General features: G+C 65.3%; 29 protein-coding genes and 2 pseudogenes. 14 read left to right on the forward strand and 17 right to left on the reverse strand.

The genetic code is table 11. The features are described 5' to 3' along the window. Window positions 1–677 (forward strand): annotated as a pseudogene (locus tag OA56_RS01040) (acyl-CoA dehydrogenase family protein); the annotation flags it as partial. Here the strand turns inward: OA56_RS01040 and OA56_RS01045 are convergent. After that, window positions 674–1,144 (reverse strand): MarR family winged helix-turn-helix transcriptional regulator, encoded by a 471-nt coding sequence (locus tag OA56_RS01045; protein WP_055423297.1) that lies wholly within the window; start codon window positions 1,142–1,144, stop codon window positions 674–676. The pseudogene OA56_RS01040 and the gene OA56_RS01045 sit on opposite strands and share 4 nt — an antisense overlap. A 108-nt stretch (window positions 1,145–1,252) precedes the next feature. On the opposite strand from OA56_RS01045, the gene OA56_RS01050 reads away from it, so the two are divergent. The 3 genes from OA56_RS01050 to OA56_RS01060 are packed head-to-tail and all read left to right on the forward strand — an operon-like array spanning window position 1,253 to window position 4,000. Next, the gene (locus OA56_RS01050) at window positions 1,253–2,020 is read left to right on the forward strand and encodes a glucose 1-dehydrogenase (RefSeq protein ID WP_055423298.1); all 768 of its coding nucleotides are present in this window, start codon (window positions 1,253–1,255) and stop codon (window positions 2,018–2,020) included. A gap of 26 nt (window positions 2,021–2,046) precedes the next feature. Continuing rightward, window positions 2,047–2,829 (forward strand): 2-ketocyclohexanecarboxyl-CoA hydrolase, encoded by a 783-nt coding sequence (gene badI / locus OA56_RS01055; protein WP_055423299.1) that lies wholly within the window; start codon window positions 2,047–2,049, stop codon window positions 2,827–2,829. Window positions 2,830–2,839: 10 nt separating this feature from the next. Next, window positions 2,840–4,000: an acyl-CoA dehydrogenase family protein gene (locus OA56_RS01060; RefSeq protein WP_461583187.1), complete on the forward strand. Its 1,161-nt coding sequence runs from the start codon at window positions 2,840–2,842 to the stop codon at window positions 3,998–4,000. Between the two features lie 102 nt (window positions 4,001–4,102). On the opposite strand, the gene OA56_RS01065 is transcribed toward OA56_RS01060, so the two are convergent. Further along, complete coding sequence (locus tag OA56_RS01065; protein ID WP_461583188.1) at window positions 4,103–4,885, reverse strand: GNAT family N-acetyltransferase; 783 nt, start codon at window positions 4,883–4,885, stop codon at window positions 4,103–4,105. 100 nt (window positions 4,886–4,985) lie between these two features. Next, window positions 4,986–6,179 (reverse strand): chromate efflux transporter, encoded by a 1,194-nt coding sequence (gene chrA, locus OA56_RS01070; protein WP_461583189.1) that lies wholly within the window; start codon window positions 6,177–6,179, stop codon window positions 4,986–4,988. 128 nt (window positions 6,180–6,307) lie between these two features. Here chrA and OA56_RS01075 point away from each other — a divergent pair, with 128 nt between their 5' ends. From OA56_RS01075 to arsA, 5 genes are all read left to right on the forward strand, one after another. After that, window positions 6,308–6,664, forward strand: a complete 357-nt coding sequence (locus OA56_RS01075) for an ArsR/SmtB family transcription factor (protein WP_240803310.1) — start codon at window positions 6,308–6,310, stop codon at window positions 6,662–6,664. Further along, window positions 6,661–7,092, forward strand: coding sequence for an arsenate reductase ArsC (locus OA56_RS01080; protein WP_461583190.1), 432 nt, complete (start codon window positions 6,661–6,663; stop codon window positions 7,090–7,092). The genes OA56_RS01075 and OA56_RS01080 overlap by 4 nt, the downstream gene beginning before the upstream one ends. After that, on the forward strand, window positions 7,089–8,135 hold the full coding sequence (arsB, locus tag OA56_RS01085; RefSeq protein WP_141056131.1) for an ACR3 family arsenite efflux transporter: 1,047 nt from the start codon (window positions 7,089–7,091) through the stop codon (window positions 8,133–8,135). Before OA56_RS01080 ends, arsB begins: the two co-directional genes overlap by 4 nt. A 66-nt stretch (window positions 8,136–8,201) precedes the next feature. Beyond that, the gene (gene arsD / locus OA56_RS01090; RefSeq protein ID WP_055423304.1) at window positions 8,202–8,585 is read left to right on the forward strand and encodes an arsenite efflux transporter metallochaperone ArsD; all 384 of its coding nucleotides are present in this window, start codon (window positions 8,202–8,204) and stop codon (window positions 8,583–8,585) included. A gap of 26 nt (window positions 8,586–8,611) precedes the next feature. Beyond that, a complete protein-coding gene (gene arsA / locus OA56_RS01095; RefSeq protein WP_055423305.1) occupies window positions 8,612–10,396 on the forward strand; it encodes an arsenical pump-driving ATPase in 1,785 nt (594 codons plus the stop codon). A 51-nt stretch (window positions 10,397–10,447) separates the two neighbouring features. On the opposite strand, the pseudogene OA56_RS01100 reads toward arsA, so the two are convergent. Next, window positions 10,448–10,958 (reverse strand): annotated as a pseudogene (locus tag OA56_RS01100) (HPP family protein). Between the two features lie 139 nt (window positions 10,959–11,097). Between OA56_RS01100 and OA56_RS01105 the strand changes: the two are divergent. Genes OA56_RS01105 through OA56_RS01120 form a run of 4 tightly spaced genes read left to right on the forward strand, consistent with a single transcriptional unit; the run spans window position 11,098 to window position 13,972 of the window. Next, on the forward strand, window positions 11,098–11,718 hold the full coding sequence (locus OA56_RS01105) for a TetR/AcrR family transcriptional regulator (protein ID WP_055423306.1): 621 nt from the start codon (window positions 11,098–11,100) through the stop codon (window positions 11,716–11,718). 37 nt (window positions 11,719–11,755) lie between these two features. Then, window positions 11,756–12,490, forward strand: coding sequence for a bifunctional demethylmenaquinone methyltransferase/2-methoxy-6-polyprenyl-1,4-benzoquinol methylase UbiE (ubiE, locus tag OA56_RS01110; RefSeq protein WP_461583191.1), 735 nt, complete (start codon window positions 11,756–11,758; stop codon window positions 12,488–12,490). An 18-nt stretch (window positions 12,491–12,508) separates the two neighbouring features. After that, window positions 12,509–13,381 carry a Tim44 domain-containing protein gene (locus tag OA56_RS01115; RefSeq protein WP_461583192.1) on the forward strand — a complete coding sequence of 291 codons (873 nt, stop codon included), beginning with the start codon at window positions 12,509–12,511 and terminating at the stop codon, window positions 13,379–13,381. A 3-nt stretch (window positions 13,382–13,384) separates the two neighbouring features. Continuing rightward, window positions 13,385–13,972 (forward strand): hypothetical protein, encoded by a 588-nt coding sequence (locus OA56_RS01120; protein WP_055423309.1) that lies wholly within the window; start codon window positions 13,385–13,387, stop codon window positions 13,970–13,972. Between the two features lie 53 nt (window positions 13,973–14,025). Here the strand turns inward: OA56_RS01120 and OA56_RS01125 are convergent, their stop codons facing one another. From OA56_RS01125 to OA56_RS01165, 9 genes are all read right to left on the reverse strand, one after another. Beyond that, window positions 14,026–14,466: a F0F1 ATP synthase subunit epsilon gene (locus tag OA56_RS01125; protein ID WP_055423310.1), complete on the reverse strand. Its 441-nt coding sequence runs from the start codon at window positions 14,464–14,466 to the stop codon at window positions 14,026–14,028. Window positions 14,467–14,552: 86 nt separating this feature from the next. Beyond that, window positions 14,553–15,950 carry a F0F1 ATP synthase subunit beta gene (gene atpD / locus OA56_RS01130; protein ID WP_141056304.1) on the reverse strand — a complete coding sequence of 466 codons (1,398 nt, stop codon included), beginning with the start codon at window positions 15,948–15,950 and terminating at the stop codon, window positions 14,553–14,555. 29 nt (window positions 15,951–15,979) lie between these two features. Continuing rightward, window positions 15,980–16,849: a F0F1 ATP synthase subunit gamma gene (atpG, locus tag OA56_RS01135; RefSeq protein ID WP_461583193.1), complete on the reverse strand. Its 870-nt coding sequence runs from the start codon at window positions 16,847–16,849 to the stop codon at window positions 15,980–15,982. Window positions 16,850–16,883: 34 nt separating this feature from the next. After that, window positions 16,884–18,422, reverse strand: a complete 1,539-nt coding sequence (atpA, locus tag OA56_RS01140) for a F0F1 ATP synthase subunit alpha (protein ID WP_055423313.1) — start codon at window positions 18,420–18,422, stop codon at window positions 16,884–16,886. Window positions 18,423–18,432: 10 nt separating this feature from the next. Continuing rightward, entirely contained in the window at window positions 18,433–18,975 is a 543-nt protein-coding gene (locus OA56_RS01145) for a F0F1 ATP synthase subunit delta (RefSeq protein ID WP_461583194.1), read from the reverse strand. Window positions 18,976–18,978: 3 nt separating this feature from the next. Further along, window positions 18,979–19,452 (reverse strand): F0F1 ATP synthase subunit B, encoded by a 474-nt coding sequence (locus tag OA56_RS01150; RefSeq protein WP_142809470.1) that lies wholly within the window; start codon window positions 19,450–19,452, stop codon window positions 18,979–18,981. 49 nt (window positions 19,453–19,501) lie between these two features. Then, window positions 19,502–19,747, reverse strand: coding sequence for a F0F1 ATP synthase subunit C (gene atpE / locus OA56_RS01155; RefSeq protein ID WP_028875394.1), 246 nt, complete (start codon window positions 19,745–19,747; stop codon window positions 19,502–19,504). A 103-nt stretch (window positions 19,748–19,850) separates the two neighbouring features. Further along, window positions 19,851–20,702, reverse strand: a complete 852-nt coding sequence (gene atpB / locus OA56_RS01160; protein ID WP_055423315.1) for a F0F1 ATP synthase subunit A — start codon at window positions 20,700–20,702, stop codon at window positions 19,851–19,853. A gap of 9 nt (window positions 20,703–20,711) precedes the next feature. Next, window positions 20,712–21,068 carry an ATP synthase subunit I gene (locus OA56_RS01165; RefSeq protein ID WP_141056300.1) on the reverse strand — a complete coding sequence of 119 codons (357 nt, stop codon included), beginning with the start codon at window positions 21,066–21,068 and terminating at the stop codon, window positions 20,712–20,714. Between the two features lie 144 nt (window positions 21,069–21,212). Between OA56_RS01165 and OA56_RS01170 the strand changes: the two genes are divergently transcribed. Beyond that, on the forward strand, window positions 21,213–21,653 hold the full coding sequence (locus tag OA56_RS01170) for a PaaI family thioesterase (protein ID WP_461583195.1): 441 nt from the start codon (window positions 21,213–21,215) through the stop codon (window positions 21,651–21,653). A 42-nt stretch (window positions 21,654–21,695) separates the two neighbouring features. Here the strand turns inward: OA56_RS01170 and OA56_RS01175 are convergent, their stop codons facing one another. Genes OA56_RS01175 through OA56_RS01190 form a run of 4 tightly spaced genes read right to left on the reverse strand, consistent with a single transcriptional unit; the run spans window position 21,696 to window position 25,820 of the window. Then, window positions 21,696–22,517, reverse strand: a complete 822-nt coding sequence (locus tag OA56_RS01175; protein ID WP_072247929.1) for an ABC transporter ATP-binding protein — start codon at window positions 22,515–22,517, stop codon at window positions 21,696–21,698. 46 nt (window positions 22,518–22,563) lie between these two features. After that, window positions 22,564–23,814: an ABC transporter substrate-binding protein gene (locus tag OA56_RS01180; RefSeq protein WP_141056299.1), complete on the reverse strand. Its 1,251-nt coding sequence runs from the start codon at window positions 23,812–23,814 to the stop codon at window positions 22,564–22,566. A gap of 41 nt (window positions 23,815–23,855) precedes the next feature. Next, window positions 23,856–24,929, reverse strand: a complete 1,074-nt coding sequence (locus OA56_RS01185) for a branched-chain amino acid ABC transporter permease (protein ID WP_055423319.1) — start codon at window positions 24,927–24,929, stop codon at window positions 23,856–23,858. A 3-nt stretch (window positions 24,930–24,932) separates the two neighbouring features. Then, window positions 24,933–25,820 (reverse strand): branched-chain amino acid ABC transporter permease, encoded by an 888-nt coding sequence (locus tag OA56_RS01190; protein ID WP_028875388.1) that lies wholly within the window; start codon window positions 25,818–25,820, stop codon window positions 24,933–24,935.

The raw sequence follows: 25,820 nt of genomic DNA on the forward strand, positions 1-25,820 counted from the left end.
GGAATTTACAGAAAGGATGGTACACAACCACGGATCGAAAGGGAGCTCGCGCGGGAGATGGGCCAGCTAGGGTTCATCGCGCCGGAGCTCCCCGTGGACTTCGGTGGCTCGGGGCTGGATCGCCTCAGCAGCGGCTTACTGCTCGAGAGCATCGCCAGGGGCGATTTCAACGTCGCCTATGTCAATCTCCTCGCCTCCTTGTGCGGGCAGATCGTTGCACAATACGTACGGCCGCTCCTCCATGGCAAGGGAATGGTTGCGGGCAGTGACGGCGGGAGAGAAACTCATCGCGATCGCCCTGACCGAACCCCACGCAGGGTCGGACGCCGCCCGCATCCGGTTGCGAGCGCAGCGCAAAGGCGATCATTTCGTGCTCAACGGAGAGAAGACCTCGATTTCGATGGCTACCCAAGCCGACGTGGCGGTAGTCCTTATGGCTGAAAGACCAAGAGCTTCCGCACACGGCCGAGGCGGCGATGTGCAAGTGGTGGGCCCCCAAGCTCGCCTGCGAGATCATCCAGCAGTGCCTGATCGCCCACGGTCACGGAGGCTACAGCAACGATCTGCCGTTCGGTCAGCGCTACCGCGACGTGCTCGGTCTGCAGATCGGCGACGGCACCGCCAACATCATGAAGATGATCATCTCCCGGCAGATGCTCGCCCGGCATCGCCCCTAGAGTTTGGCCATGTTGTTATGCAGAACGTTGAGATAATGGATGAAGGTGATGCGATCGTCGAACGACAACCCCTTGAGCGCCTTGTCGTAGAAATCGTGGATCGGTTCGGCAAGATCGGCCCAGAGCTTCTCCCCTTTCGCGGTAAGGCGCACCTTGCGCGAGCGACGGTCCTCCTCGCCGGTGACGCGTTCGACGTACCCCTGGCGTTCCAGGCGGTTGAGGATGCCGAAAAGGTTCTGCCGGCTCACCAGCAGATAGCGGCTGAGCTCACCCACGGTCATCCCCTCGGCCGCCTGCGGACGGGAGAGTGCCCCGAGCACCGACCACTGCTGGGTGGTCACGCCAAACTCGCTCAGCGCCTGCGTCCCTTTGGTGTGCAGCGTGTTGGCCGTCTGAAAGAAACGAAAGAAGAGACGGTTGTTGATCTCGACGATGGCGAGGGTCTTTTCAGGGGTCAGATCCTTCATGGGCAACTCATGGCGCAAAGGCACGCGGCGGGAAAGAATAGGAAAGTATAACCGTAGGGGTCCCGGCACCGGGATCGTGTTCGATACCAAGGAGGAAGGAGGAAGATGATGAAAGGCTTGCGCGACAAAGTAGCGGTAATCACGGGCGGCGGAGGCGGGATCGGTGCGGCCATCTGCCGCCGCTTCGGCGAAGAGGGCACGGCTGTAGCGGTGCTCGATCTCAACGGCAAAGCCGCCGAGGAGGTGGCTGGGGAGATCCGTGCCGCCGGCGGCAAGGCCAAAGCCTACCCCGTCGACCTCACCGTACAGGAACAGGTACAGGCCACGGTGGCGGCGGTCGAGAATGATCTCGGCCCCATCGACATCCTCGTCAACAACGCGGGCTGGGACCGGGCGGCTCCTTTCCTCAAAACCGACAAGGCGCTGTGGGACAAGATCGTGGCGGTCAACCTCTACGGGCCGCTCTACATGCACCACGCAGTGCTGAGCCGGATGGCGGCACGCGGCAAGGGGCGGGTCGTGAACATCGCCTCGGACGCGGCGCGCGTGGGCTCGTCGGGCGAATCAGTCTATGCCTTTTGCAAAGGCGGGCTGGTGGCGTTCTCGAAAACGATCGCCCGCGAGCTCGCCCGGCAGAAGATCAACGTGAACGTCGTCTGCCCCGGCCCCACCGACACGGCACTCTTTCGCGATTTTGCCGGCGAAGGCGAACAAGGAGAGAAGCTGCGCGCGGCGCTCATCAAGGCAATCCCTTTCGGCCGTCTGGGCGAACCCGAAGACGTGGCGGGCATCGTGGTGTTTCTCTCCAGCGACGAAGCGGCCTTCATCACCGGCCAGGTCATCAGCGTCTCCGGCGGCCTGACGATGGCCGGCTGATCCACCCAAAAGGAAGGAGCAAGAAGATGGAATATCAGGACATTCTCTACACCAAGGTCGATGGCGTGGCCACGATCACGATCAACCGCCCGCAGCGCTACAACGCCTTCCGCGCCCAAACCTGCGAGGAAATGATCCACGCCTTCAAAGATGCAGACTTCGACCGCAGCATCGGCGTGGTGGTACTCACCGGCGCCGGTGACAAGGCGTTCTGCACCGGCGGAGACCAGAGCACCCACGAGGGCGGCTACGGCGGGCGTGGTGCCATCGGCCTGCCGATCGAGGAAGTGCAGAGCGTGATCCGTGACATCGCCAAGCCGGTGATCGCGCGGGTGAACGGCTATGCGATCGGCGGCGGCAACGTGCTCGTGACGCTGTGCGATCTGGCGATCGCCTCCGAGACGGCGCAGTTCGGCCAGGTTGGTCCCAAGGTAGGCTCGGTGGATCCCGGATTCGGTACGGCGCTGCTGGCGCGCGTCGTGGGGGAGAAGAAGGCACGCGAAATCTGGTATCTGTGCCGGCGCTACACGGCCCAGGAAGCGCTGGCCATGGGGCTCGTCAATGCCGTGGTGCCGCCCGAGCGGCTCGACGAGGAAGTGCGCCGCTGGTGCGACGAGATCCTGGAGAAGAGCCCGACTGCGATCGCACTGGCGAAGAAGTCGTTCAACGTCGACACCGAGATGATCCGCGGCATGGGAGCGCTGGCGATGCAGGCGCTGCGCCTCTACTACGAGACGCCGGAATCGGCCGAGGGCGTGCGCGCGTTCCAGGAAAAACGCAAGCCCGATTTCCGCAAATACGTCAAATGAGGGCGCGTCGATGATCCGGGACGAGGAAACCTTGACGCTTCTGCTCGACACGATCGCCCGCTTCGTACGCGAGCGTCTGGTGCCGGCCGAGGCGGAAGTGGCGCGCACCGACCGCATCCCCGAGGAGATCGTCGCCGAGATGCGCCGCCTGGGGCTCTTCGGCCTGACGATCCCCGAAGAATACGGCGGCATGGAGCTCACCATGGAGGAAGAAGTGCGGGTGTACTTCGAAATGGGGCACACCTCGCCGGCCTTCCGTTCCTATTTCGGCACCAACTGCGGCATCGGCAGCCAGGCGATCGTCATCGACGGGACGCCGGAGCAGAAAGCCCGCTATCTGCCCCGCCTCGCCTCCGGCGAGCTCATCGGCTCCTTCGCTCTGACGGAACCGGGCGCCGGGTCGGACGCAGCAAGCCTGAGGACGACCGCGGTGCGTGAAGGCGACTGTTATGTGCTCAACGGCACCAAACGCTTCATCACCAACGCCCCGGAAGCCGGCATCTTCACCGTGATGGCCCGCACCGATCCTGCCAAAAAAGGAGCCGACGGCATCTCCGCCTTCCTCGTCGAGCGCGACACACCGGGCCTGTGGGTCGGCCCGCCCGACGTCAAAATGGGCCAGCGCGGGGCCCACACCGCCGACGTCGTCTTCGAGAACTGCCGCGTGCCGGCCGAAAACCTCATCGGCGGACGCGAAGGCCAAGGCTTCAAGACGGCGATGAAAGTGCTCGACAAAGGGCGCATCGCCATCGCCGCAACCGCGGTCGGCGTGGCCGAGCGCATGCTGCAGGATGCGCTGCGCTACGCCTGTGAGCGTGAGCAGTTCGGCAAGCCCATCGCCGAATTCCAGCTAGTCCAGGCGATGCTCGCCGACAGCCAGGCCGAGATCTACGCCGCGCGCTGCACGGTGCTCGATGCCGCGCGCCTGCGGGATGCGGGAGAGAACGTCAACCTGCAGGCGGCCTGCGCCAAGATGTTCGCCACCGAGATGTGCGGCCGCGTGGCCGACCGGGCCGTGCAGATCCACGGCGGCGCGGGGTACATGGCCGAATACGGCATCGAGCGCTTCTACCGCGACGTGCGGCTCTTCCGCATCTACGAAGGCACCACGCAGATCCAGCAGCTGGTGATCGCGCGCAACCTCATCCGTTCGGGGAAAATCTACGGCTGAGTCGCGTCCACGTCCAAGGGTTCGCGCAACGCAAAACCGAACGCCTGCCGCTCGCTGGCAGGTGCTCGAGTCGCGTACCGGCCGTTCGTGTCTCGCTCATGTTCAGCCAATGCTCCCCATCTCCGCCCGAAAATGCCGCGCATAGCGCCGCGAGACGCGTTCGGCCGACAGCAATACCGGCACGTCCGCGCACCGGAAATCCGCATCCAGCGCGGGCGCACCGCACAGCCACGCCCCCGCGTTGAGGTAGGCCTTGAGGAGCGCCGGGCAAGGTGCCGGCTCGGCGCGTGTCGCCCCTTCGACCTCAGGCAGCGGCCGGCGCGGCGTGACGCGATATTCGATCGGTGCAGCGCGTTCCGCCCACTGTGCCACAAACAGGGCATGAACCGCGTCGAGCCCCGCATGCAGCGGCACCGACGCCAACCCGAAGAGATAACGGTAGCCGCGCACGTCCAGATAGCTCGCCAGGCCGGCAAAGAGCAGCGCGATCACCCCGCCATGACGGTGTCCCGGCGCGATGCAGGCCCGCCCCACCTCCACCATGCGCTCGCGCAAGGGGTCGAGGCGCACCAGATCGTATTCCTGCTCGGAATACAAGCCGCCCACGCGCTTCGCCCCTTCCGGCGTGAGCACGCGATAGCAGCCGACCACGCGCTGCTCCACCCGGTCGCGCACGATGAGGTGCTCGCAATACGGATCGAAGAAATCGCAATCGAGCCCAGGAATACGGCTCGTCAAACGCGCCCCGAGTTCATCGTGAAAGACGCGGTAGCGCAGACGCTGCGCCTCATACACGTCGAGCTCGCTCGCGGCGAGCGCCAGTTCATAGCGTCCCAGCGCCGGCAAGGTGGCGCGCTGGTGTTGCACGGCAACGGCAAGGGTCATGACGGCTCCTGCGGCACGAGTCCCGATCGGGACGACGGCGGCAGAGTAAGCACGTCAGGTTACATGGTGATGTCAACGGCACATCGCTGCAACCCTTCCCTCACCCCAGCACACCACCCAGGAAACCGCACCCGCCGACCACTGCCCAAGGCGGCACGCGCCAGAAGAGCAGCGCGACGAAGGCGACGAGCGCGAGACAGAAATCCTGCGGCCGCAGGATCGCGCTGGTCCACACCGGCTGATAGAGCGCGGCAAGCAGGAGGCCGACCACTGCGGCATTGACGCCGGCGAGCGCCGCCTGCGTATGCCGCAGGTGGCGCCATTTCGCCCAGAACGGCAGTGCGCCGAGGATCAGGAAGAACGAAGGCAGGAAAATCGCGGTGAGCGCGAGCAGACCGCCCGTCCAGCCCGCCGGCGCCACCTGACGCACGGCACCGAGAAAAGCCGCGAAGGTGAAGAGCGGCCCCGGCACCGCCTGCGCCGCCCCGTAGCCGGCGAGGAACGTCTGCGCGTCGACCCAGCCGCGCGGCACCGTCTCCGCCTGCAGCAACGGCAGCACCACGTGCCCTCCGCCGAAGACGAACGCGCCGGCGCGGTAGAATGCATCGACGAGCGTGAGCGTGGGATTTGCGGTCAAGTGGGCGAGCAGCGGCAGGACCATGAGCAGCGCGGCGAAGAGCGCGAGCCAAAAGAGGCCCGTGCGCCGTCGCACCGCGATCGGCAACGGCTCGGGCAGCGGTAATTCCCGCCCTGGGAGTAGTGCCAAACCGGCCACGCCCGCCGCCGCGATGACCGCCACCTGCACCCAGGCCAGTGGCGCGAGCGCGACGCAGCACGCCGCCACCGTCATCAGCGTCACGCGCCGCGCATCGGGACACAGCGTGCGCGCCATGCCCCACACCGCCTGCGCCACCACCGCCACCGCCGCCACTTTCAAACCGTGCAAGACGCCGGCGGGAACCGCCTGGGCGTAGTGCGTCAGGCCCAGCGCGAACAGGATCATCGCCACCGCCGAGGGCAGGGTGAACCCGAGCCAGGCGGCGAGCGCCCCGCCGTAGCCGGCCCGCAGATAGCCTAATGCCATTCCCACCTGACTGCTCGCCGGTCCCGGCAGGAACTGGCACAGCGCCACCAGATCGGCATATTCCCGCTCGTCGAGCCAGCCACGGCGCACCACGAACTCCTCGCGAAAATAGCCCAGATGCGCGATCGGCCCGCCGAACGACGTCAGCCCCAGGCGCAGAAAGACGAACAAGACGTCCCACGCCCCTGCCCTTTTTCGTTCCCCGTTCATTGCCCCTCCCTCCACATCTGCGCCGGGCACATCGACCGCCTGGTCGACTCAGGATAGTCGGTGAACGGTTTTTCGGGTATCGTATGCTTGACATCATTCAATACTTCAACAATAATGGAAATATGGAAATGTTACTTGCTGCCGAACTCCTCGCCGCGCTGGGGCACGAAACGCGGCTCGCCATCTTCCGCCTGCTCGTCGAAGCTGGGCCGCAGGGTCGCTATCCGAACGAACTGAGCGAAGCGCTCGGCCTGCCTCCCACCACACTGTCCTTCCACCTCGCGCATCTGAACCGCGTCGGTCTCATCCGCCGGCACAAAGAGGGGCGGTACCTGCGCTACGCCGCTGCTTACGAGACGATGGACGAACTCCTTGCCTTCCTCACGCAGAACTGCTGCGGCGGGGTCACTTGCCTCTCTGGGGCGGCAACCGGACCCAGCGAAAAACGCCCTCCGACGACCATCCTTGCGCCCCAAGGAACATGACGATGACGAAAACCGTGCTCGTGCTGTGCACGCACAATGCCTGCCGCTCGCAACTGGCAAAAGCTATTCTCACGCACGACCTCGCTCCCGCGGTGCGGGCGATTTCGGCGGGCACCCGGCCGGCGAACGAAGTGCCGGCCGAAGTGTTCGCCGCGCTGCGCCTCGCCGGCCTGCCGGCCGATGGGCTCGTGCCCAAATCCCTCGACGCCGTGCTCGACGAACCGGTCGAGCTCGTCGTCACCGTCTGCGACGAGGCCAAGGAATCCTGCCCCGTCTTCCCGCGTCCGGTGCCACGGCTGCACGTTGCCTTCCCCGACCCGATGGGGCAGCCGCTTGCGCGTTTCCTCGAAGTGCGCGACGAAATCCGCGCCAGGCTGGTGCCTGCCGTTCGCCAGGCTCTGGATGCTGAACGAGGAGCCCGTCCATGAGCGCTCCCGCCTCGCCTTTGGGATTCTTCGAACGCTATCTCACGCTCTGGGTGCTCCTGTGCATCGGTGCCGGCATCGGGCTAGGGCAGGCGCTGCCCGAGGTGTTCGCGGCACTCTCCCGCTGCACGGTGGCCGAAGTCAATTTGCCGGTGGGTCTCCTCATCTGGGTAATGATCGTCCCGATGCTGGTGAAGGTCGATTTCAGCGCCCTGCACGACCTGCGCCGCCACGTGCGCGGCATCGGCGTGACGCTCTTCGTCAATTGGCTGGTCAAACCCTTTTCGATGGCATTCTTCGGCTGGTTCTTCATTCGCCAGCTTTTTGCCCCGTGGCTACCGGCCGGCGAAATCGATGCCTATCTCGCCGGGCTCATCCTGCTCGCCGCTGCGCCGTGCACGGCGATGGTCTTCGTCTGGAGCCGGCTCGCCGACGGCGACCCGCTGTTCACCCTCACCCAGGTGGCCGTCAACGATCTCATCATGGTCTTCGCCTTCGCGCCGCTCGTCGGTTTTCTGCTCGACCTGTCGGCGATCACGGTACCGTGGCAGACGCTCGTCGCCTCGGTGCTCCTCTACCTCGTCATTCCGGTCGTCCTCGCCCAACTCTGGCGCAAACGGCTCATGAAACGCGGCGAGGCGGCCTTTGCCGCGGCGATGCGCCGCATCGCGCCGTGGTCGACGGCGGCGCTCCTTGCCACCTTGGTGCTGATCTTCGCCTTCCAGGGGCAGGCCATCCTCGCGCAGCCTCTGGTAATCGCACTGTTGGCCATTCCCATCGTGGTGCAGGTCGCCTTCAACGCCGCACTCGCCTACGGTCTCAACCGCGCCTTGGGCGAGGACCACGCCGTCGCCTGCCCGTCGGCCCTGATCGGTGCCTCCAACTTCTTTGAACTGGCGGTGGCCACGGCCATCAGCCTGTTCGGTCTTGCCTCCGGTGCGACGCTCGCCACGGTGGTCGGCGTGCTGATCGAAGTGCCGGCCATGTTGCTTGTCGTGAAATTCGTGCGTCTCTCACGCGGCTGGTACGAACACCGCACGGTGTGAGCCACGACCCCTGCCCGCCGGCGACGGTAGGCAAACCTCCCTCCCTCGAACCCAAGGAGTTCCATCATGCCCAAACTCGAAGTCTTCGATCCCGCCCTGTGCTGCGCGACCGGCGTCTGCGGCGTCGATGTCGACCCGGCGCTCGCGCAATTCGCCGCCGATCTCAAGTGGCTGGAAGCGCACGGCGTGACGGTCGAACGCCACAACCTCGGCCAGGACCCCGCCGCGTTCGCCACCAATCCGCGCGTGCTGGCGCTTTTGCAACAGGGCAACGACCGCCTGCCGGCCGTTTTTCTCGACGGCGAACTGCTCGCCAGCGGCGCCTACCCCGATCGCCACGCGTTGGCCGCAAAACTCGGCCTGACCGATGTTTCCGCCACCGACGCCCCGGCAAGCGGCACCTGCTGCGCCGCTCAACCCGCCGCCGTCCAGGGCAAAAGCTGCTGTTGAACGCCACCAACAAGGAATCCGCCACCATGAACCTGCTCACCCTCGACACACGCTATCTCTTCTTCACCGGCAAGGGCGGAGTCGGCAAGACCTCGCTCTCCTGCGCCACCGGCCTCTCCCTGGCGCAGCGCGGCAGGAAAGTTCTCATCGTCAGCACCGACCCGGCCTCCAATCTGAGCGAAGTACTCGGCACGCCGGTCGGGCATGCCCCGACGCCGATCGTGGGGGCGCCGAACCTTTTTGCGCTCGATCTCGACCCGCGCGCCGCGGCAGCGGCCTACCGCGAACGCATGGTCGCACCCTACCGTGGCATCTTGCCCGAGGCGGCCATCCAGAGCATGGAAGAGCAGTTTTCCGGGGCCTGCACCGTGGAAATTGCCGCCTTCGACGAATTCGCGCGACTCTTGGGCGACCCATCCGCCACCGCCGGATTCGACCACGTCATCTTCGACACCGCCCCTACCGGTCACACCCTGCGGCTCCTCACCCTGCCGAGCGCCTGGGATGAATTCATCGCATCCACGACCGGTGGCGCCTCCTGCCTGGGGCCGCTCGCCGGGCTACAGCAACAGCGCGAACGCTACGCCGCCACGGTCGCCCGGCTGGGCAATCCGGCCGAGACCACCCTGGTGCTCGTCAGCCGTCCCGAACGCGCCGCGCTGCGCGAGGCCGAGCGCACCCGCGTCGAGCTGGCAGAACTCGGCATCCGCAACCTGCATCTGGTGATCAACGGGCTATTCGCCGACGAAACCGGCGACGATGCCATCGCCCGTGCCATGGCCGAGCGTCACGCCGCGGCGCTTGCCGCCATCCCACCCGGACTCGCCGCCCTGCCGCAAAGTACCCTGCCCTTCCTGCCGCGCGGTACGACCGGGCTTGCCGGTTTGCAGCAATTGCTCTCTGGCACGCCACCCGCCCCGCAGGGGCCGGTAGCGCTGCCGGAAGTCACCGACCTGCCGCCAGGCTTGTCCGCTTTTATCGACGAACTTGCCCGCCAGGATCACGGCGTCGTCCTCACCATGGGCAAAGGCGGCGTGGGCAAGACTTCGGTAGCTGCGGCGATTGCGCTCGCGCTCGCCGAGCGCGGCAAGAAAGTCACCTTGTCGACCACCGACCCGGCGGCGCACCTTGCCGACGCGCTCGCGGGCGAAACCGCCGGCCTCACGGTGACGCGCATCGACCCGGCTGCCGAACTCGCCCGTTACACCTCCGAAGTACTCGAACAAAAGGGCAAGGACCTCACGCCAGAGGCGCGCGCCATGCTGGAAGAAGACCTACGCTCGCCCTGCACCGAGGAAATCGCCGTCTTCCGCGCCTTCGCCCACACCGTGGCCGGCGGTACCTCCGGTTTCGTCGTGCTTGACACGGCACCTACCGGCCATACCATTCTGTTGCTCGACGCGACCGAGGCTTACCACCGCGAAGTCCTGCGCACCCAGGGCGACCTGCCCGAAGCGGTGCGCGAACTGCTGCCGCGCCTGCGCGACCCTGACTTCACGCACGTCTGCATCGTCACCCTACCGGAATCCACGCCGGTTTCCGAAGCCGAGGCGCTCGAAGCCGACCTCGAGCGCGCCGGCATCCACCCCTTCGGCTGGGTGATCAACCAGTCGCTGCTCGCGAGCGGCACGCGCCATCCGTGCCTTGCCGAACGCGCCGCCTACGAACTGCCCTTCATCCGCCGCGTACAGCAACACACACGCGGCCGCTGCGTGCTGATTCCGTGGTTCGCCCGAGAGCCGGTCGGCCGCGACGGTCTGTGGCAGCTCGTCGATGCCGGGGAAAAGAGCCGTTACTGCGCTGCGGCCTGAGGCAGGAAAAGGAAAGGGACGCCTCGTTGCACCGAACGCCCCTTTCCACGCTCACCACCAGTATGTGGGATACGCTCGCCCCGTGCGCAAGTTATTGACGATCAACGCCACCCCGACCAGGGCGAGCGCCCCGCATAAGGTCGGCGTGAGCAAGAACGGCCACGACGCCCCCGAGAGCATGACGATGACCGGGTTCGAGCCGGCCGGCGGATGGACGGTACGGGTGAGTTGCATCCCGGCGATCGTGCAGCCCGCCGCCAGCGCCATGCTCCACCAAGCATCCCCGAGCAGATGCAGGAACACCAAGCCCACGAGTGAAGCGAGCAAGTGGCCACCGATCACGTTGCGCGGCTGGGAAAAGGGCTATCGGGAAATCCAAAGAGCAACACGCAACTGGCGCCGAACGAACCCAGAACGAGCGGCAGCTGCGCCCGGCTCGAAGCATAGGCCACCACGGCGATCGCGATTGCCCCCCGAGTCCGGCCCAAGCGATATCCCCCAAAGGGGCTCGCGGCGGGCATACGGCACCGCCAATTTTCCATTTGCTGACGAATCCGATCATGAGGGGCTCCCAAGGCGTCGTCGAAAGATGGCGTGCAAGAGACACGAAACTGATAATACAGACCTGTCTGTATATGTCAACTTGGGCTTGCCCTTCTCTTCCCATATACTTCACCTTGCCTGCCACAGCGATGCTTCCGATGCGCGACACCCGCCAGCTCCTACTCGATACGGCCGAGCGCCTTTTCTACGCTCACGGCTACCACGCCGTCGGCATCGATCGGATCGTGGCCGAATCCGGCGTCTCCAAGATGACGCTCTACAAACACTTTCCCTCGAAGGACGCCCTGATCGCCGCCGTCCTCGAGCGACGCGACGCAGCGTTTCGCGCTGCGATGGATGCCTTCGTCGCCTCGTTCGACTCACCTTGGGAACGACTCGAAGCGGTGTTCGTCTGGCACGAACGCTGGTTCAACGAACCCACCTTCAACGGCTGCATGTTCATCAGCGCCGCGGCGGAGTATCCAGCACCGGATGATCCGATCCACCTCGCCGCCAAGGCTCACAAGGAAGCGATCCGAAAGAAGATCAAAGAGATCGTGTCACCACTCACCGAGGAATCCGCCGCCGGACGCCTCGCTGCACAAGTACTCTTGCTCCTCGAAGGAGCCATCGTGACGGCGCTCGTGCTCGGAGAGAAAGATTCCCCTCGCAGCGCCTGGCAAGCAACCCAGACCATCCTGGCGCAGAGCAGACCGAAGACGACAGCACCGACCGTTTCGGCTGATTCGTCCACCCCGCGGCACGATGCGTTATCATGAATGCTTCGCATCGATGCCGTGGAGAAACAGGTACGCCATGAACGAAGTCACCGACTTCGGCTTCCGCAAGGTACCCGAACCCGAAAAGAAACGCCTCGTTGGCCGGGTATTTTCCTCGGTCGCCGGCAAGTACGACCTGATGAATGATCTCATGTCGCTCGGCCTGCACCGGCTGTGGAAAAAGTTCGCCGTGACCGTCTCCGGCGTACGCCCCGGCCACCGCGTGCTCGACATCGCCGGCGGCACGGGCGATCTGGCGCTCGCCTTCGCCCGGCGCGTGGGCCCCACCGGGGAAGTCTGGCTCACCGACATCAACGGTGCCATGCTCGCGCGCGGGCGCGACCGGCTCCTCGACGAAGGGGTGCTCGTGCCCACGGCGCAGTGCGACGCCGAAGCGCTCCCCTTCCCCTCGGATCATTTCGACTGCGTCAGCGTCGCCTTCGGCCTACGCAACATGACGCACAAGGAAACGGCGCTCGCCGAGATGCACCGCGTGCTCAAGCCCGGCGGGCGACTCCTCGTGCTCGAATTCTCCCGCGTCTGGGCCCCTCTTTCACCGGCCTACGACCTCTATTCCTTCAAGGTCCTACCTTGGCTGGGCGAGAAAATCGCCCACGACGCCGAGAGCTACCGCTACCTCGCCGAATCGATCCGTGTGCATCCCGACCAGGAAACGCTCAAGGCAATGATGGAACGCATCGGCTTTCATCGCGTCGATTATTACAACCTCACCGCCGGCGTGGTCGCCCTGCACCTCGGCCGCAAGCTGTAAGCCCTTAACGGAGGTCCCATGAAACGCCCCTTCCTCACCCTGCTGCTCGCGCTCTTCGCCTCCTTTACTTTCTTCGACGCAGCCGAAGCCAAACGCCTCGGCGGCGGCAGCGGTGGCGGCCTGCAGCGCAACATCACCCCCTCTGCCCCCCTCTCCCCGGCGCCGAAACCGGCAAGTCCGACCTCTCCCACCCAGGCCCCCGCCCAGCGCCAGACACCGGCGCAGCAACCCAGCACCACGCCGCAGCCGGCGCCCAAACGCTCCTGGCTCGGTCCCCTCGCTGGACTCGCTGCCGGCCTAGGGCTGGCAGCGCTCTTCCAGCACCTGGGCTTGAGCGAAGAATTCGGTTCTCTGCTCCTCCTCGTGCTCTTCGCCGTCGTGCTCTTCGCCCTCTTTCGCCGCTTCGCCGGAGCACGGCGCGCGCCCGAACCGGCCTACGCCGGAGCGACCGAGCGCACGATGACCGGGCCCGCCATGAGCGCGCCCCCTGCAGCGCCGGCCAACGGCACTCCTGTCGCTGACGACCTGCGCGCCCAGCTCGACGAAGCCGCCTTCCTCGCCGAAGCCAAGCGGCGTTTCGTCGAACTGCAGGCAGCGCACGACCGCGGCGACTGGGAAGCCATTGCCTCCCTCGTCACGCCGGAGCTGCTCGCCGACCTGCGCCGCCAGGGTGGGCAGACTCCCGGTGAGAAGACCGACATCGTGATGCTGGAAGCGCGCCTCGTCGATCTCGCCCTCGAAGGGGACCACTACGTCGCCACGGTCGAATTCTCCGGTAGCCTGCGCGAGTCGCGCGACGCCCCGCCGCAACCCTTCAGCGAATACTGGCATCTGGTCAAACCGCTCCACGGCGGCGGCTGGCGGCTTGCCGGCATCCAACCGGTTGCCTGAACCATGTGGCAAGGGGTGCTCACGGCGGCGCTCGAGCGTCACCTCGACGAAGTCCCCTGGTGGCGCGAGCGGCTCGCCGCCCACGCCGGCGCTGCGGTACGCCTCGAAATCGAACCCTTGCCGCCCTTGGGATTGCGAATCGACGCAAACGGCCGACTGCTGCCCGATGCTGCCGTTGCGCCCGCCGTGACGATCCGCCTGCGCCTCGAAGAAGTCCTGCGGCGGAGGCTGCTCGCCGAAGGCGCCGCGGTGCGCACGCACGTCGAGGGCGAAGCGGCGATCGCCGAGCTGCTCGCCAAGGCCTTCTCCGAACCTGCCCCAACGCTGGAACACTGGTTTGCCGAGCGGTTTGGCCCCATCCTGGGGCTGCGCCTGCATGCGCTCATGCGCGCCGGTCTCGCCGCCCTGCGCAATGCCGGCGCGGCGATCGGCGGCAACCTGATCGAAACCCTGAAAGAAGAAGAGGGGCTGCTCCCCTCTCGCGCCGAATACGAACGGCTGCAGGCAGACGCGGCGGCGCTCACCCGCGAACTCGACGCCCTACGCCGGCGCATCGCACGCCTGGCCTCCGGCACAGCGGCACACAAGTGAAAAAGGCCGCATGTCGCGGCCTTTTTCTTTTCCACCTCCGAACAGCAGGCGGCTCAGGTGCCGCCCACGCGGTTCTTCAGGCGCTTCATCTGCTCGATCGTCTGCAGCTGCGCCACGGCCTCGAGCAGCTCGGCCTGCGCCCGCGCGTAGTCGATCTTCGCCTGCTGGTCCTTCAAAGCCTCCTCGGCCCGGCGCTTGGCCTCCATCGCCCGCGCCTCGTCCAGATCGCGGCCGCGGATCGCCGTATCGGCGAGCACCGTCACCAGGCTGGGCTGCACCTCCAGCATGCCGCCAGCCACGAAAATGATCTCCGGCTCCTCGCGATCCGGCACCTTGATGCGCACTGCTCCCGGACGGATACGGGAAAGCAGCGGCGCATGCCCCGGCAGCACCCCCAGCTCGCCCGCCTCGCCGGGCAGCACGACCAGCTCCGCGAGCCCCGAGAAAATCTGCTCCTCGGCGCTCACGACATCGACATGTACGGTCATCGCCATCTTTGCATCCCCTCGTCGAAGGCGCCGCGGACGAGATGCCGCGGCGCGCGATCACGGCCGCCACAACACCACGGCGGCCGAGACCGTCATTGCAGTTTCTTGGCCTTTTCCATCGCTTCGTCGATGGTGCCGACCATGTAGAACGCCTGCTCGGGAATGTCGTCGCACTGCCCTTCGACGATCATCTTGAAGCCGCGGATCGTCTCCTTGAGCGGCACGAACTTGCCGGGGCTGCCGGTGAACACCTCGGCCACGTGGAAGGGCTGCGACAGGAAGCGCTGGATCTTGCGCGCGCGGGCCACGACCAACTTGTCTTCCGGCGAGAGTTCGTCCATGCCGAGAATGGCGATGATGTCGCGCAGTTCCTTGTAGCGCTGCAGCGTCGCCTGCACGGCACGGGCCACGTTGTAGTGCTCCTCACCCACGACGAGCGGGTCGAGCTGGCGCGAGGTGGAATCGAGCGGATCGACCGCGGGATAGATCCCCAGCGCGGCGATGTCGCGCGACAGCACCACGGTCGAGTCGAGGTGAAGGAAGGTGGTGGCGGGAGACGGGTCGGTCAGGTCGTCCGCCGGCACGTACACCGCCTGGATCGAGGTGATCGAACCCACCTTGGTCGAGGTGATGCGCTCCTGCAGCTTGCCCATCTCCTCGGCGAGCGTCGGCTGGTAACCCACCGCCGAAGGCATCCGCCCGAGTAGCGCCGACACTTCGGTACCGGCCAGCGTGTAGCGGTAGATGTTGTCGACGAAGAAGAGGATGTCGCGACCCTCGTCGCGGAACTTCTCCGCCATGGTCAGACCCGTGAGCGCCACGCGCAGACGGTTGCCCGGCGGCTCGTTCATCTGGCCGAAGACCATCGCCACCTTGTCGAGAACGTTCGACTCCTGCATCTCATGGTAGAAGTCGTTGCCCTCGCGGGTACGCTCGCCCACACCGGCGAACACCGACAGACCCGAGTGCTGCTTGGCGATGTTGTTGATGAGCTCCATCATGTTGACGGTCTTGCCCACGCCGGCGCCGCCGAACAGACCCACCTTGCCTCCTTTGGCAAAGGGGCAGATGAGGTCGATCACCTTGATGCCGGTCTCCAGCAGCTCCACCGACGGGGAGAGCTCGTCGAATTTCGGCGCCTTCTGGTGGATCGAGCGGTATTCTTCGGCCTGGATGGGGCCGGCCTCGTCGATGGGGCGCCCCAGCACGTCCATGATGCGGCCCAGCGTGCCGGAACCGACCGGAACGGAGATCGGCGCCCCCGTGGCCTTGACTTTCATGCCGCGACGCAGCCCATCGCTGGAGCCCAAGGCGATGGTACGCACCACGCCGTCGCCCAACTGCTGCTGCACCTCGAAGGTGAGCCCCGTCTCGGCGAACTCACTCGTATCTTCGAGCTTCAAGGCCTCGTAGATTTTCGGCATCTCGTCGCGGGGGAACTGAATGTCCACCACCGCGCCGATGCATTGAACGATCGTACCCGTTGTCATCGTGTCTTTCCTCGATTGTGCATTGTCCGTCACACCGCCGCCGCGCCGCCGACGATCTCGGCGAGCTCTTTCGTGATCGCCGCCTGCCGCGATTTGTTGTAGACGAGCTGCAGTTCCTTGATCACGTTGCCCGCGTTGTCGGAAGCCGCCTTCATCGCCACCATCCGGGCGCTCTGCTCGGAAGCCATGTTCTCGGCCACCGCCTGGTAGACGATCGCCTCGATGTAGCGCACCAGCAGCTCCTCGATGACCGACTGGGGATCGGGCTCATAGAGGTAATCCCACGCGTGCTCCGGCGCCCCCAGCCGCTCCCCGGTGAGCGGCAGCAGCTGCTCGATCACCGGCTCCTGTCTCATCGTATTGATGAAACGGGTGTAGGCGAGATGCACCGCATCGATCTCACCGGCGGTGTAGGCGTCGAGCAGCACGCGCACCGGGCCGATGAGCTGGTCGAGGTGCGGCACGTCGCCCAGGTGCGTGCGCTGGGCCACGACGTTGGCCTTGATGCGCTGCATGAACCCCAGGCCTTTGTTGCCAATGGCCACCACACGGATGTCCTCGACCCCACTGCCTTCCCACGCCTTCATGGCAGTGACGGTGTGGCGCAGAATGTTGGTGTTGAGGCCGCCACAGAGCCCCTTGTCGGTCGTCACGAGAATGAGCCCGACCCGCTTCACCGCTTCCTTCTGGATGAGGAAGGGGTGACGGAACTCGGTCACATTGGCGTGCGACAGGTTGGCTGCGAGCCGGCGGATCTTCTCGGCGTAGGGACGGGCCGTCCGCATCCGCTCCTGGGCTTTGCGCATCTTGGAGGCCGCCACCATTTCCATGGCTTTGGTGATCTTGCGCGTGTTCTGCACGCTCTTGATCTTGCCCCGTATCTCTTTGCTACCGGCCATATCCCGTTTCTCCTAGTGATCGTCGCCCGTACGCTCAGACCCAGGATTTCTTGAACGCGGCGATCGCATCCTTGAGGCGCTGCTCGTCTTCGGCAGAGAGCTCGCCCGTCTTCAGGATGCGCTCCATCACGTCGGGCAGCTGCTGCGCCACGTACTGGTGCATGTCGTGTTCGCAGGCGAGCACTTTCTCCACCGGCACGTCGTCGAAGAAGCCGTTGTTGACCGCCAGCAGCGACACCGCCATCTGGGCGATGTTCATCGGCGAGTATTGCGGCTGCTTCAAGAGCTCGGTGACGCGGCGACCACGCTCGAGCTGCTTGCGGGTAGCTTCGTCCAGGTCGGAGGCGAACTGCGCGAACGCCGCCAGTTCCCGATACTGGGCAAGGTCGGTCCGGATACCGCCCGAGAGCTTCTTGATGACCTTGGTCTGGGCCGCACCGCCCACCCGCGACACCGAGATGCCGGGGTTGACCGCCGGGCGGATGCCGGCGTTGAAGAGGTCGGTCTCGAGGAAGATCTGGCCGTCGGTGATCGAGATCACGTTGGTGGGCACGAAGGCGGACACGTCGCCGGCCTGCGTTTCGATGATCGGCAGCGCCGTGAGCGAACCGGTCTTGCCCTTGACCTCACCCTTGGTGAAGTTCTCGACGTACTGCTCGTTGACGCGCGCGGCGCGCTCGAGCAGGCGCGAGTGCAGGTAGAACACGTCGCCCGGATAGGCTTCGCGCCCCGGCGGACGGCGCAGCAGCAACGAAATCTGACGGTAGGCCCAAGCCTGCTTGGTGAGATCGTCGTAGATGATGAGCGCGTCCATGCCGCGGTCGCGGAAATACTCGCCCATGGTGCAGCCGGCATAGGCGGCCAGATACTGCATGGCGGCGGATTCGGAGGCGGGCGAGGCGACGACGGTGGTGTATTCCATCGCGCCGTGCTCTTCGAGCTTGCGCACCACGTTGGCGATGGTCGAGGCCTTCTGCCCGATCGCCACGTAGATGCAGTACATGTTCTGGCCTTTCTGGTTGATGATCGTATCGACGGCCACCGCGGTCTTGCCGGTCTGGCGGTCGCCGATGATCAGCTCGCGCTGGCCGCGGCCGATCGGGATCATGGTATCGACGGCCTTCAGGCCCGTCTGCACCGGCTGCGACACCGACTTACGCCAGATGACGCCCGGAGCCACTTTTTCGATCTTGTCGGTGAGCTTCGCTTCGATCGGACCCTTACCGTCGATCGGTTGGCCCAGGGCATTGACCACGCGCCCGAGCAGTTCGGGGCCAACCGGCACTTCGAGGATGCGGCCGGTAGCCTTGACCGTGTCGCCTTCGGAGATGTGCTCGAAGTCGCCGAGCACCACGGCGCCGACCGAGTCGCGCTCCAGGTTGAGCGCGAGCCCGTAGGTGTTGCCGGGAAACTCCAGCATTTCGCCCTGCATCGCGTCGGCCAGACCGTGGATACGGCAGATGCCGTCGGCAATCGACACCACGGTGCCCTCGTTGCGGGCCTGGGCCGATAGCTGCAGGTTCTGGATCCGGCTCTTGATCAGGTCGCTGATTTCAGAGGGATTGAGTTGCATCGAATGACTCCTAGATTTTGAGCGCAGCGGCCAGGTTCGCGAGCTTGCCACGTACGGAGGCGTCGATCACTTCATCGCCCACCTGCACTCGCACCCCTCCGATCAGATCCGGATCGACGGTGACTTCGAGCTGCAGTTTTTTCTTGAAATGGGCTTCCAGGTCTTGCTTGAGGCGTTCCCGCGCCGCATCGTCGAGCGGAAATGCGCTCGTGACCTTGGCGACGGCGACCCCTTCGTGATCGTTCTTCCGGGCGACGAACAGCGCATGGATTTCGGGCAGCAACAGCACGCGGTCGTTCTGCACCAGCAACCGCACGAAGTTCTGCACCGCCTCGGGCAGCGGCTGATCGGCGCCTGCGAGCTCGAGGAGCACACGCGCCTTGCTGTCATCGTCGACCTTGGGATCGAGCAGCACGGTGCGCACTTCGTCGAGCGTGACGAGGGCGGCGAGCCGCTCCAGCGCTTGCGACCAGGCCTCCAGCGCACCGGCCCCCAGCGCCAGCGAGAACGCGGCCTCCGCATAGGGGCGAGCGATGGTGACTTTTTCGGCCATGGCTTAGACGAGTTCCTGTTTGAGGTTGGCCAAGAGCTCGGCGTGAGCCTTGGCGTCGATCTCGCGGCGCAGGATACGTTCGGCGCCGGCGACGGCGAGCCGGGCAACTTCCTCGCGCAGATCGTCTTTGATCCGCTCGACGGCGGCGCGCGCCTCCTGCTCGGCCGCTTCGCGCGCCTGAGCGATGAGACGGGTCGCTTCCGCCCGGGCTTCTTCCATCAGCTTGGCGATCTGCTTGTCGGCGGCCGCGCGCAGCTGGGCCGCCTCCTCGCGCGCCTTGCGCAGTTCTTCGACGGCTTTCTTCTCGGCGAGCGCCAGATCCGCCTTCGCCTTGTCGGCCGCCGCCAGCCCCTCCGCGATCTTGGCCGAACGCTCGTCGAGCGCCTTGACGATCGGCGGCCACACGTATTTCATCGTGAACCAGCCAAGGATGAAGAACACCACCAGCTGGGCGATGAGGGTTGCGTTCAAATTCACGACGTCTGCCCCCTATGAAAAAACGGATGGGCGTTCACGACTCCGAGGATCAGAGCTGGAACGGGTTGGCGAACGCGAACATCATCGCGATACCGACGCCGATCAGGAACGCCGCGTCGATCAGACCGGCGAGCAGGAACATCTTGGTTTGCAGCGCATTCATCAGCTCGGGCTGACGGGCGGAGGCTTCGAGGTATTTCGACCCCATGATGCCGATACCGATACAGGCGCCGATGGCCCCAAGACCGATGATGAGACCAGCGGCGAGCGCGACGAGACCCAGAACGTTTTCCATGACGACTCCTAGTGGTTGATGACGAGAAAAAAGAAAAGCGCGATTCTACACTGTTTGCCCACGGCCGCCGGCGGCGGGAAACAGCCCCCGCCGCCGCATCCGATCAGTGTCCCTCGTGGGCCTGACCCACATATACCAGCGTCAGCATCATGAAGATGAACGCCTGCAGGACGATGATCAGGATGTGGAAGATGGCCCATGCCGTGCCGGCGAGGACGTGACCGACGAAGCCGAGCACGGTGGCGGTGCCGCCGAGCAGCGCAATCAGGATGAAGATGAGCTCGCCCGCGTACATGTTGCCGAAGAGCCGCAGCCCGTGCGACAGGGTCTTGGCGAGGAACTCGATGATCTGCATGAGGAAGTTCACCGGATAGAGCACCGGATGGCTGCCGAAGGGGGCGGTGAAGAGCTCGTGCAGCCAGCCGCCGAACCCCTTGATCTTGACGTTGTAATAGAGGCAGATGAGGAGCACGCCGATGGACATGCCCAGAGTGGCGTTGACGTCGGCCGTGGGCACCACCCGCATGTAGGCATGATGCGGATCCCCGCCCATCGCGGCATAGACGCCCTCCCAGATACGGGGCAGCAGGTCGACCGGCAGCAGGTCCATGGTATTCATGAAGAGGATCCACAGAAAGACGGTGAGCCCGAGCGGGGCCACGAACTTGCGCGACTCGGCGCTGTGGATCACGCCCTTGGCCTGGTCGGCGACCATCTCGACCAGGATCTCCACGGCAGCCTGAAAGCGCGTCGGCACGCCGGAAGTGGCTTTCTTTGCCGCACGGTAGAGCAGGTAGACGGTGAGCACGCCCAGCAGGACGGAGTAGAAGAGCGTATCGAGATTGAGTACCGAGAAGTCGACGATGTCCTTCTGCGGCCCGCCTAGAGTGTTGAGGTGCGTCAGGTGATGGACGACGTATTCGGACGCCGTAGGTCCGTGTGCGCTAGCAGTCATGCCTTTCCCTCAGATTTTGCGTAAAAATCCAGCAACGGCGATGTTTGCCTGCAGCGTCACGACCAGCCCGACGATCAACGCGGGCCAACTCTGTACGCCGGCATGGCGCACGAACGCGAACAGCAACACCACCACGGCGGCGATCTTGAACAGTTCGCCGACCAGGAAACCGACTGCCGAGGGAGTGCCGAGCCGCGCGCGTATCGCGAGATAGACGGCGAACGCGGCATTGGGCAACCAGACCGAGAACGCGCCGATCGCTGCCGATCGCCCTGCTGCTTCGCCGGCCAAGACCCAGGCCGCGAGTGTGGCGAGAATGCCGGCAACGAGTTGCCACGCCGCCAGACGCATCAGGCCGGAGCCCACAGCGACCACCCCCTGCAGAAAATCCCGTGGATTCTAAAGCACATCGGTCGATGCTGTCAAACTCCGTTACACTATTCGCGCAGTACGATCGAAACCGTTTTGCGGACGATCAAAATTTTTTGATTCCCTGCCGAGGAGGATTCCATGCCATTCACCCCCGCCGATCCCGACTTCGTGCGCCGCGTACGCGACAATTTCGCCCGCCAACGCGTCATGCAGACCTTCGGTGCCGAACTCACCCGCGTCGAACCGGGCGAGGTGGAGATCGTGCTCCCCTTTCGCGCCGACCTGACGCAGCAGCACGGCTTCCTGCATGCCGGCGTGGTCATCACCATCATCGACAGCGCCGTGGGCTATGCGGCCTATTCGTTGATGCCGCCTGGTCATGCGGTGCTGTCGGTGGAGATCAAGACCAACCTGCTCGCACCCGCCCGAGGCGATCGCTTGGTGGCGATAGGGCGCGTGGTACGCGCCGGGCGCACCCTCACGGTGTGCCTGGGTGAAGGCTGGATGGAACGAGAAGACGGGCGTGAGCAGGTGGCGCTGATGACGGCCACCATGATCGGCTTGCCCGATCGGGAGTAAGCACAAAGCAGGAGACGCGGCCACCGCCGCGTCTTCCGCGATTCAAGCGAGCCAGCGCTTGCGCCGGCGGTAGTGCTTGACGTTGTGATAATCGACGGCATGGCTGCCGCCGAGGTAGAACTCCTGGATATCGGGATTCTGGCGCAACAGCGCGGCGCTGCCCTCCATCACGATGCGGCCCTGGTCGACGACGTAGGCGTGCTGCACCACGTTCAGGGCCGCCACGGCGTTCTGCTCCACGAGGAGCACGCTCATGCGCTCTTTCTCGTTGATCGTGCGGATGATGCCAAATATCTCCTTGACGAAGAGCGGCGAGAGCCCCAGGCTCGGTTCGTCGAGCATCAGAAGTTTCGGCTCGGTCATCAGCGCCCGGCCGATGGCCAGCATCTGCTGCTCTCCGCCGGAGAGATAGCCCGCCTTCGATTTCGCCCGCTCGACCAGGCGCGGGAAGTAACCATAGACCATGTCTCGCAGCTGCAGGTAGCGGCGCTGGTCGCGCCCCCGGTAGGCGGCGATGAGGTTTTCCTCCGGCGTGAGATGCCCGAAGACGCGCCGCCCCTCGAGCACGTGGGCGATACCGAGGTGCACGCGCTGCGGCGCCGGCATCGTGCCCAGATCGCGCCCGGCGAACTCGATGTGCCCGCGGGTCACCTCGCCGCGCTCGGGCGCGAGCAGGCCACTCACCGATTTCAGCGTGGTGCTCTTTCCGGCGCCGTTGGCGCCGAGCAGTGCCACCATATCCCCTTCGCGGATCTCGAGCGAGACGCCCTTGATCGCCAGGAAAACCTTGTCGTAGACCACCTCGACGTTGGATAGCCGCAGCAGCACGGGGGCCGTGCCGCGCGTATCGCCCGTTTGGCTCATGCTCGCTCCCTGTGCGGCGCCGAGAATGTCCCGGCGCCGGCCATCCTCATTTCCCTTGGCTGAACTTGGCCGCGCTCGCGCGAGCCTCTTCCCACACCACGTCCTGATAGGCCGCGGCCCAGTCGCTCACCGGAACCCACGCCTTGCCGTCCCACTGCGACACGCGCGCCTGACCGCCGCCCTGGTGATCCTGCGGCGTGATCGTCACCGGCGGCATGAAGCCCTTGGTGTCGAGGTTGCGGATCATCTCCATGCCGGCCTTGAGTTTCTCGCCGGTGAGCGGCGGACCGAGTTTCTCCAGCGCGAGCTTCGCACCTTCGGTGGCGATCACCATGTCGGCCACGCCGTAGTTGTAGTAAGTGTTGCCCACCCGCGCTTCGGGGCCAGCTCCTTTGCCGGCCTTGTAGACCTTGTCGAGGATGCGCTGGATGATCGGATGATCGCGCCCCGGCTGCACCACTTCGACGCGCTTGGCGCCAATGGCCGTGCTCTCGCCGATGTTCTTCATGTCGGTCTCGGTGAGCCAGACGACCGACAGGATCTTCGCCGGATCGATGCCGTTGCGCACCGCCTCGCGCACCGACACCATCTGCGAGTTGCCCGCGCCCCAGATCAGCACGAAATCGGGCCGGTAACGGCGCACGTCGGACCACACGGCCGACTGCTCGTTGCCGGGGCTGGGGTAGGCAAAGGAGCGCAGCTCGAAGGATTTCTGCTGGGCGAGTTTCTCCAAAATGGGCAGCGGCTCGCGCCCGAAGGGAGTGTCGATGTGCACATGGGCGATCTTCTTGCCCTTGAGCCCGCCTTGAGTATCCTCGACGTACTTGAGCAGGCGCGCCGCCTGCGACCAGTAACTCGCCATCATGGGGAAGACGTAGGGGAAGGTCTCGCCCACCATGGTGTCGCCCCGCCCGTGCAGCGGCGTACCCAGCACCACCTTGTCCTGCAGCGCCCGCGGCACGACGGCGTTGGCCACCGGCGTGCTCAGGAACATGAAGTAGATCGCCCCTTCTTCGCGTGCGCGGTTGTAGAGTTCCAGGCCGCGCTGCGGCTCGTTGCCGTGGTCACGCACGATGGCCTCGAACTTCTGCCCCTTGATGCCACCCTCCTCGTTGATCAGCGTGAGGTAGTCCCGCTGCCCCTGGCTGAACTCGTCGGCCACGAAGGTATAGACCTTGGTGAAATCGTGGAAGAGGCCAAACTTCACCGTTTCCTGCGCCTGCAATGCCGGCGCGGCGGCGAATGCGGCCGTGGCGAACAGCGCCCCGAGCATGCCTTTTTTGAACATCGTTTTCATCGCGTCTCCTCCTTGTCGTAATGAACCACCTGAAATTTCCGTCAGCGCCGCGAGTGCTTGAACGGCCAAACGAGAAAGTAATTGCGCATGTTGTCGTAGATCTTCGCCAGCCCCAAGGGCTCGGCGAGCAGAAAGCCGATGATGAGCGCACCGTAGATCATGAGCGGCAGGTGCGCGAGGAGGTTTGCCGATACCGACAGCCAGCCGGCATCCGACAGCGCCGCGATGCCATTGGAGAGGATCATAGGCGTGAGCAGCACGAAAGCCGCGCCGAGATAGGCGCCGATCACGCTGCCCAGGCCGCCGACGAGCACCATGGCCACGAGCTGGGTCGAGACGTTGAATCCGAACTGCTCCGGCGTCACGGCCCGGTAGAAGCAGAACGCCAGCACCGCGCCGCTCATGCCGCCGAAAAACGAACTGGTGAAGAACGCGAGCAGCTTGTACTTGAACGGACTCACCCCGATCACCGAGGCGGCGTAATCCTTGTCGCGGATGGCCACCAGCGCCCGCCCAAAGCTGGTGCGCTTGGTGTTGAGCAGGAAGACCGTCATGAACACCGCCCAGAAGAAGGCGAAGTAATAGCGCGTGAACCCGTCGGCGAAGGAGAAGAACAGCACTCGCGCTTCGGGCGCCTGCAGCGTGGCGTGCGCCCCGCCCGAGATCGCCGGAACGTTGACGATGACCCAGTCGACGAGGTACTGCATGGCGAGCGTCGCCATCACGAGATAGAGCCCCTTGACGCGCAAAGCCGCCGCCCCAAACAGACAACCGATCACCGCCGCGACGAGCCCCGCCCCGATGAAGGCGAGCTCGAAGGGTACCCCTAGGCGCACGAGGTGGATCGCCGAATAGGCACCGATGGCCATCACCGCGGCGTAGCCGAAGTGCAGCTGCCCCGCCACCCCCATGAGCAGCGTCAGCGACAGGGTGGCCGCGCTCCAGATGAGCCAGGGCAGGAGATAGTTCTGCAGGTAGAGCTCGGAGAGCCACAGCGGGGCGCTGAGCGCAAGGAGGAAGAGCACCGCCACCAGCCGCCGGTCGGTGGGGATGGGCCACAGCCGCCGCGTGTCTTCGTAGCGGGTGTGATGGACGCCGGAGAGACGGTAGAACATGGATCAGACCCTCTCGATGTCTTCGCGGCCGAACATGCCATAGGGCCGGAAGAGGATGGTGAGCACGATCAGCACGGAGGTGACGACGTCGCGCGTACCGCCGCCGACGATGGGATCGAGATAGCCGGGAATCACCGAGCCGAGCACCCCGACCACCAGCCCGCCGACGAAGACGCCGAGCAGGCTGTCGATGCCGCCCAGGATCACCACGGCGATGGCAGGAAAGAGCAGTGCCGACAGGGTCCAGTCCACCCCCTGCACCGAGCCCCAGACGGTGCCGGCCCCCACGGCGGCCACGCCGGCGATCCCCCAGGAGATGCCGATCGCGCGCTCCACCGAGATACCCACGGCCCAGCTGGCGACGTGATCGTCCGAGACCGCGCGCAGCTTGGTACCGAGCCGGGTGCGGAAAAAGAGCATGGCCGCGGCGATGAGCACCATGGCACCGATCGCCCCGACGAGGTAGGCGCGGTTGACGAAGACGTCGGCCACGATGATGGGCGCAAGACCGATGCCCAGGTCGAGCCGCTTGGGCGCCGCACCCAGCAGTCCGGGCACGAAACCCCGCAGGAAGATGTCCAGACCGAGCGTGAGCATGACGATCATGATGACCGGCTGGCCCACCATGCGACGCAGCAGCCAGCGCTCGGTGGCCAGACCGAAGAGGAACATGCCCACCACCGCGAGCGCGATCGCCAGCCACAGCGGCCAGGAAAGGAGGCTCACCACAGCCCAGACGAGATAGCCCGAGAGCATCACCATCGCCCCCTGCGCCAGGTTGGGCACGCCGCTCGCCTTGTAGATCAAGGTAATGCCCAGCGCCACGAGGCTGTACATGAGCCCGGTGCTCAGACCATTGACGAAGAGTTCGGCCAGAAACAAGAAATCCAT

Source organism: Tepidiphilus sp. HLB4, from assembly GCF_054823945.1.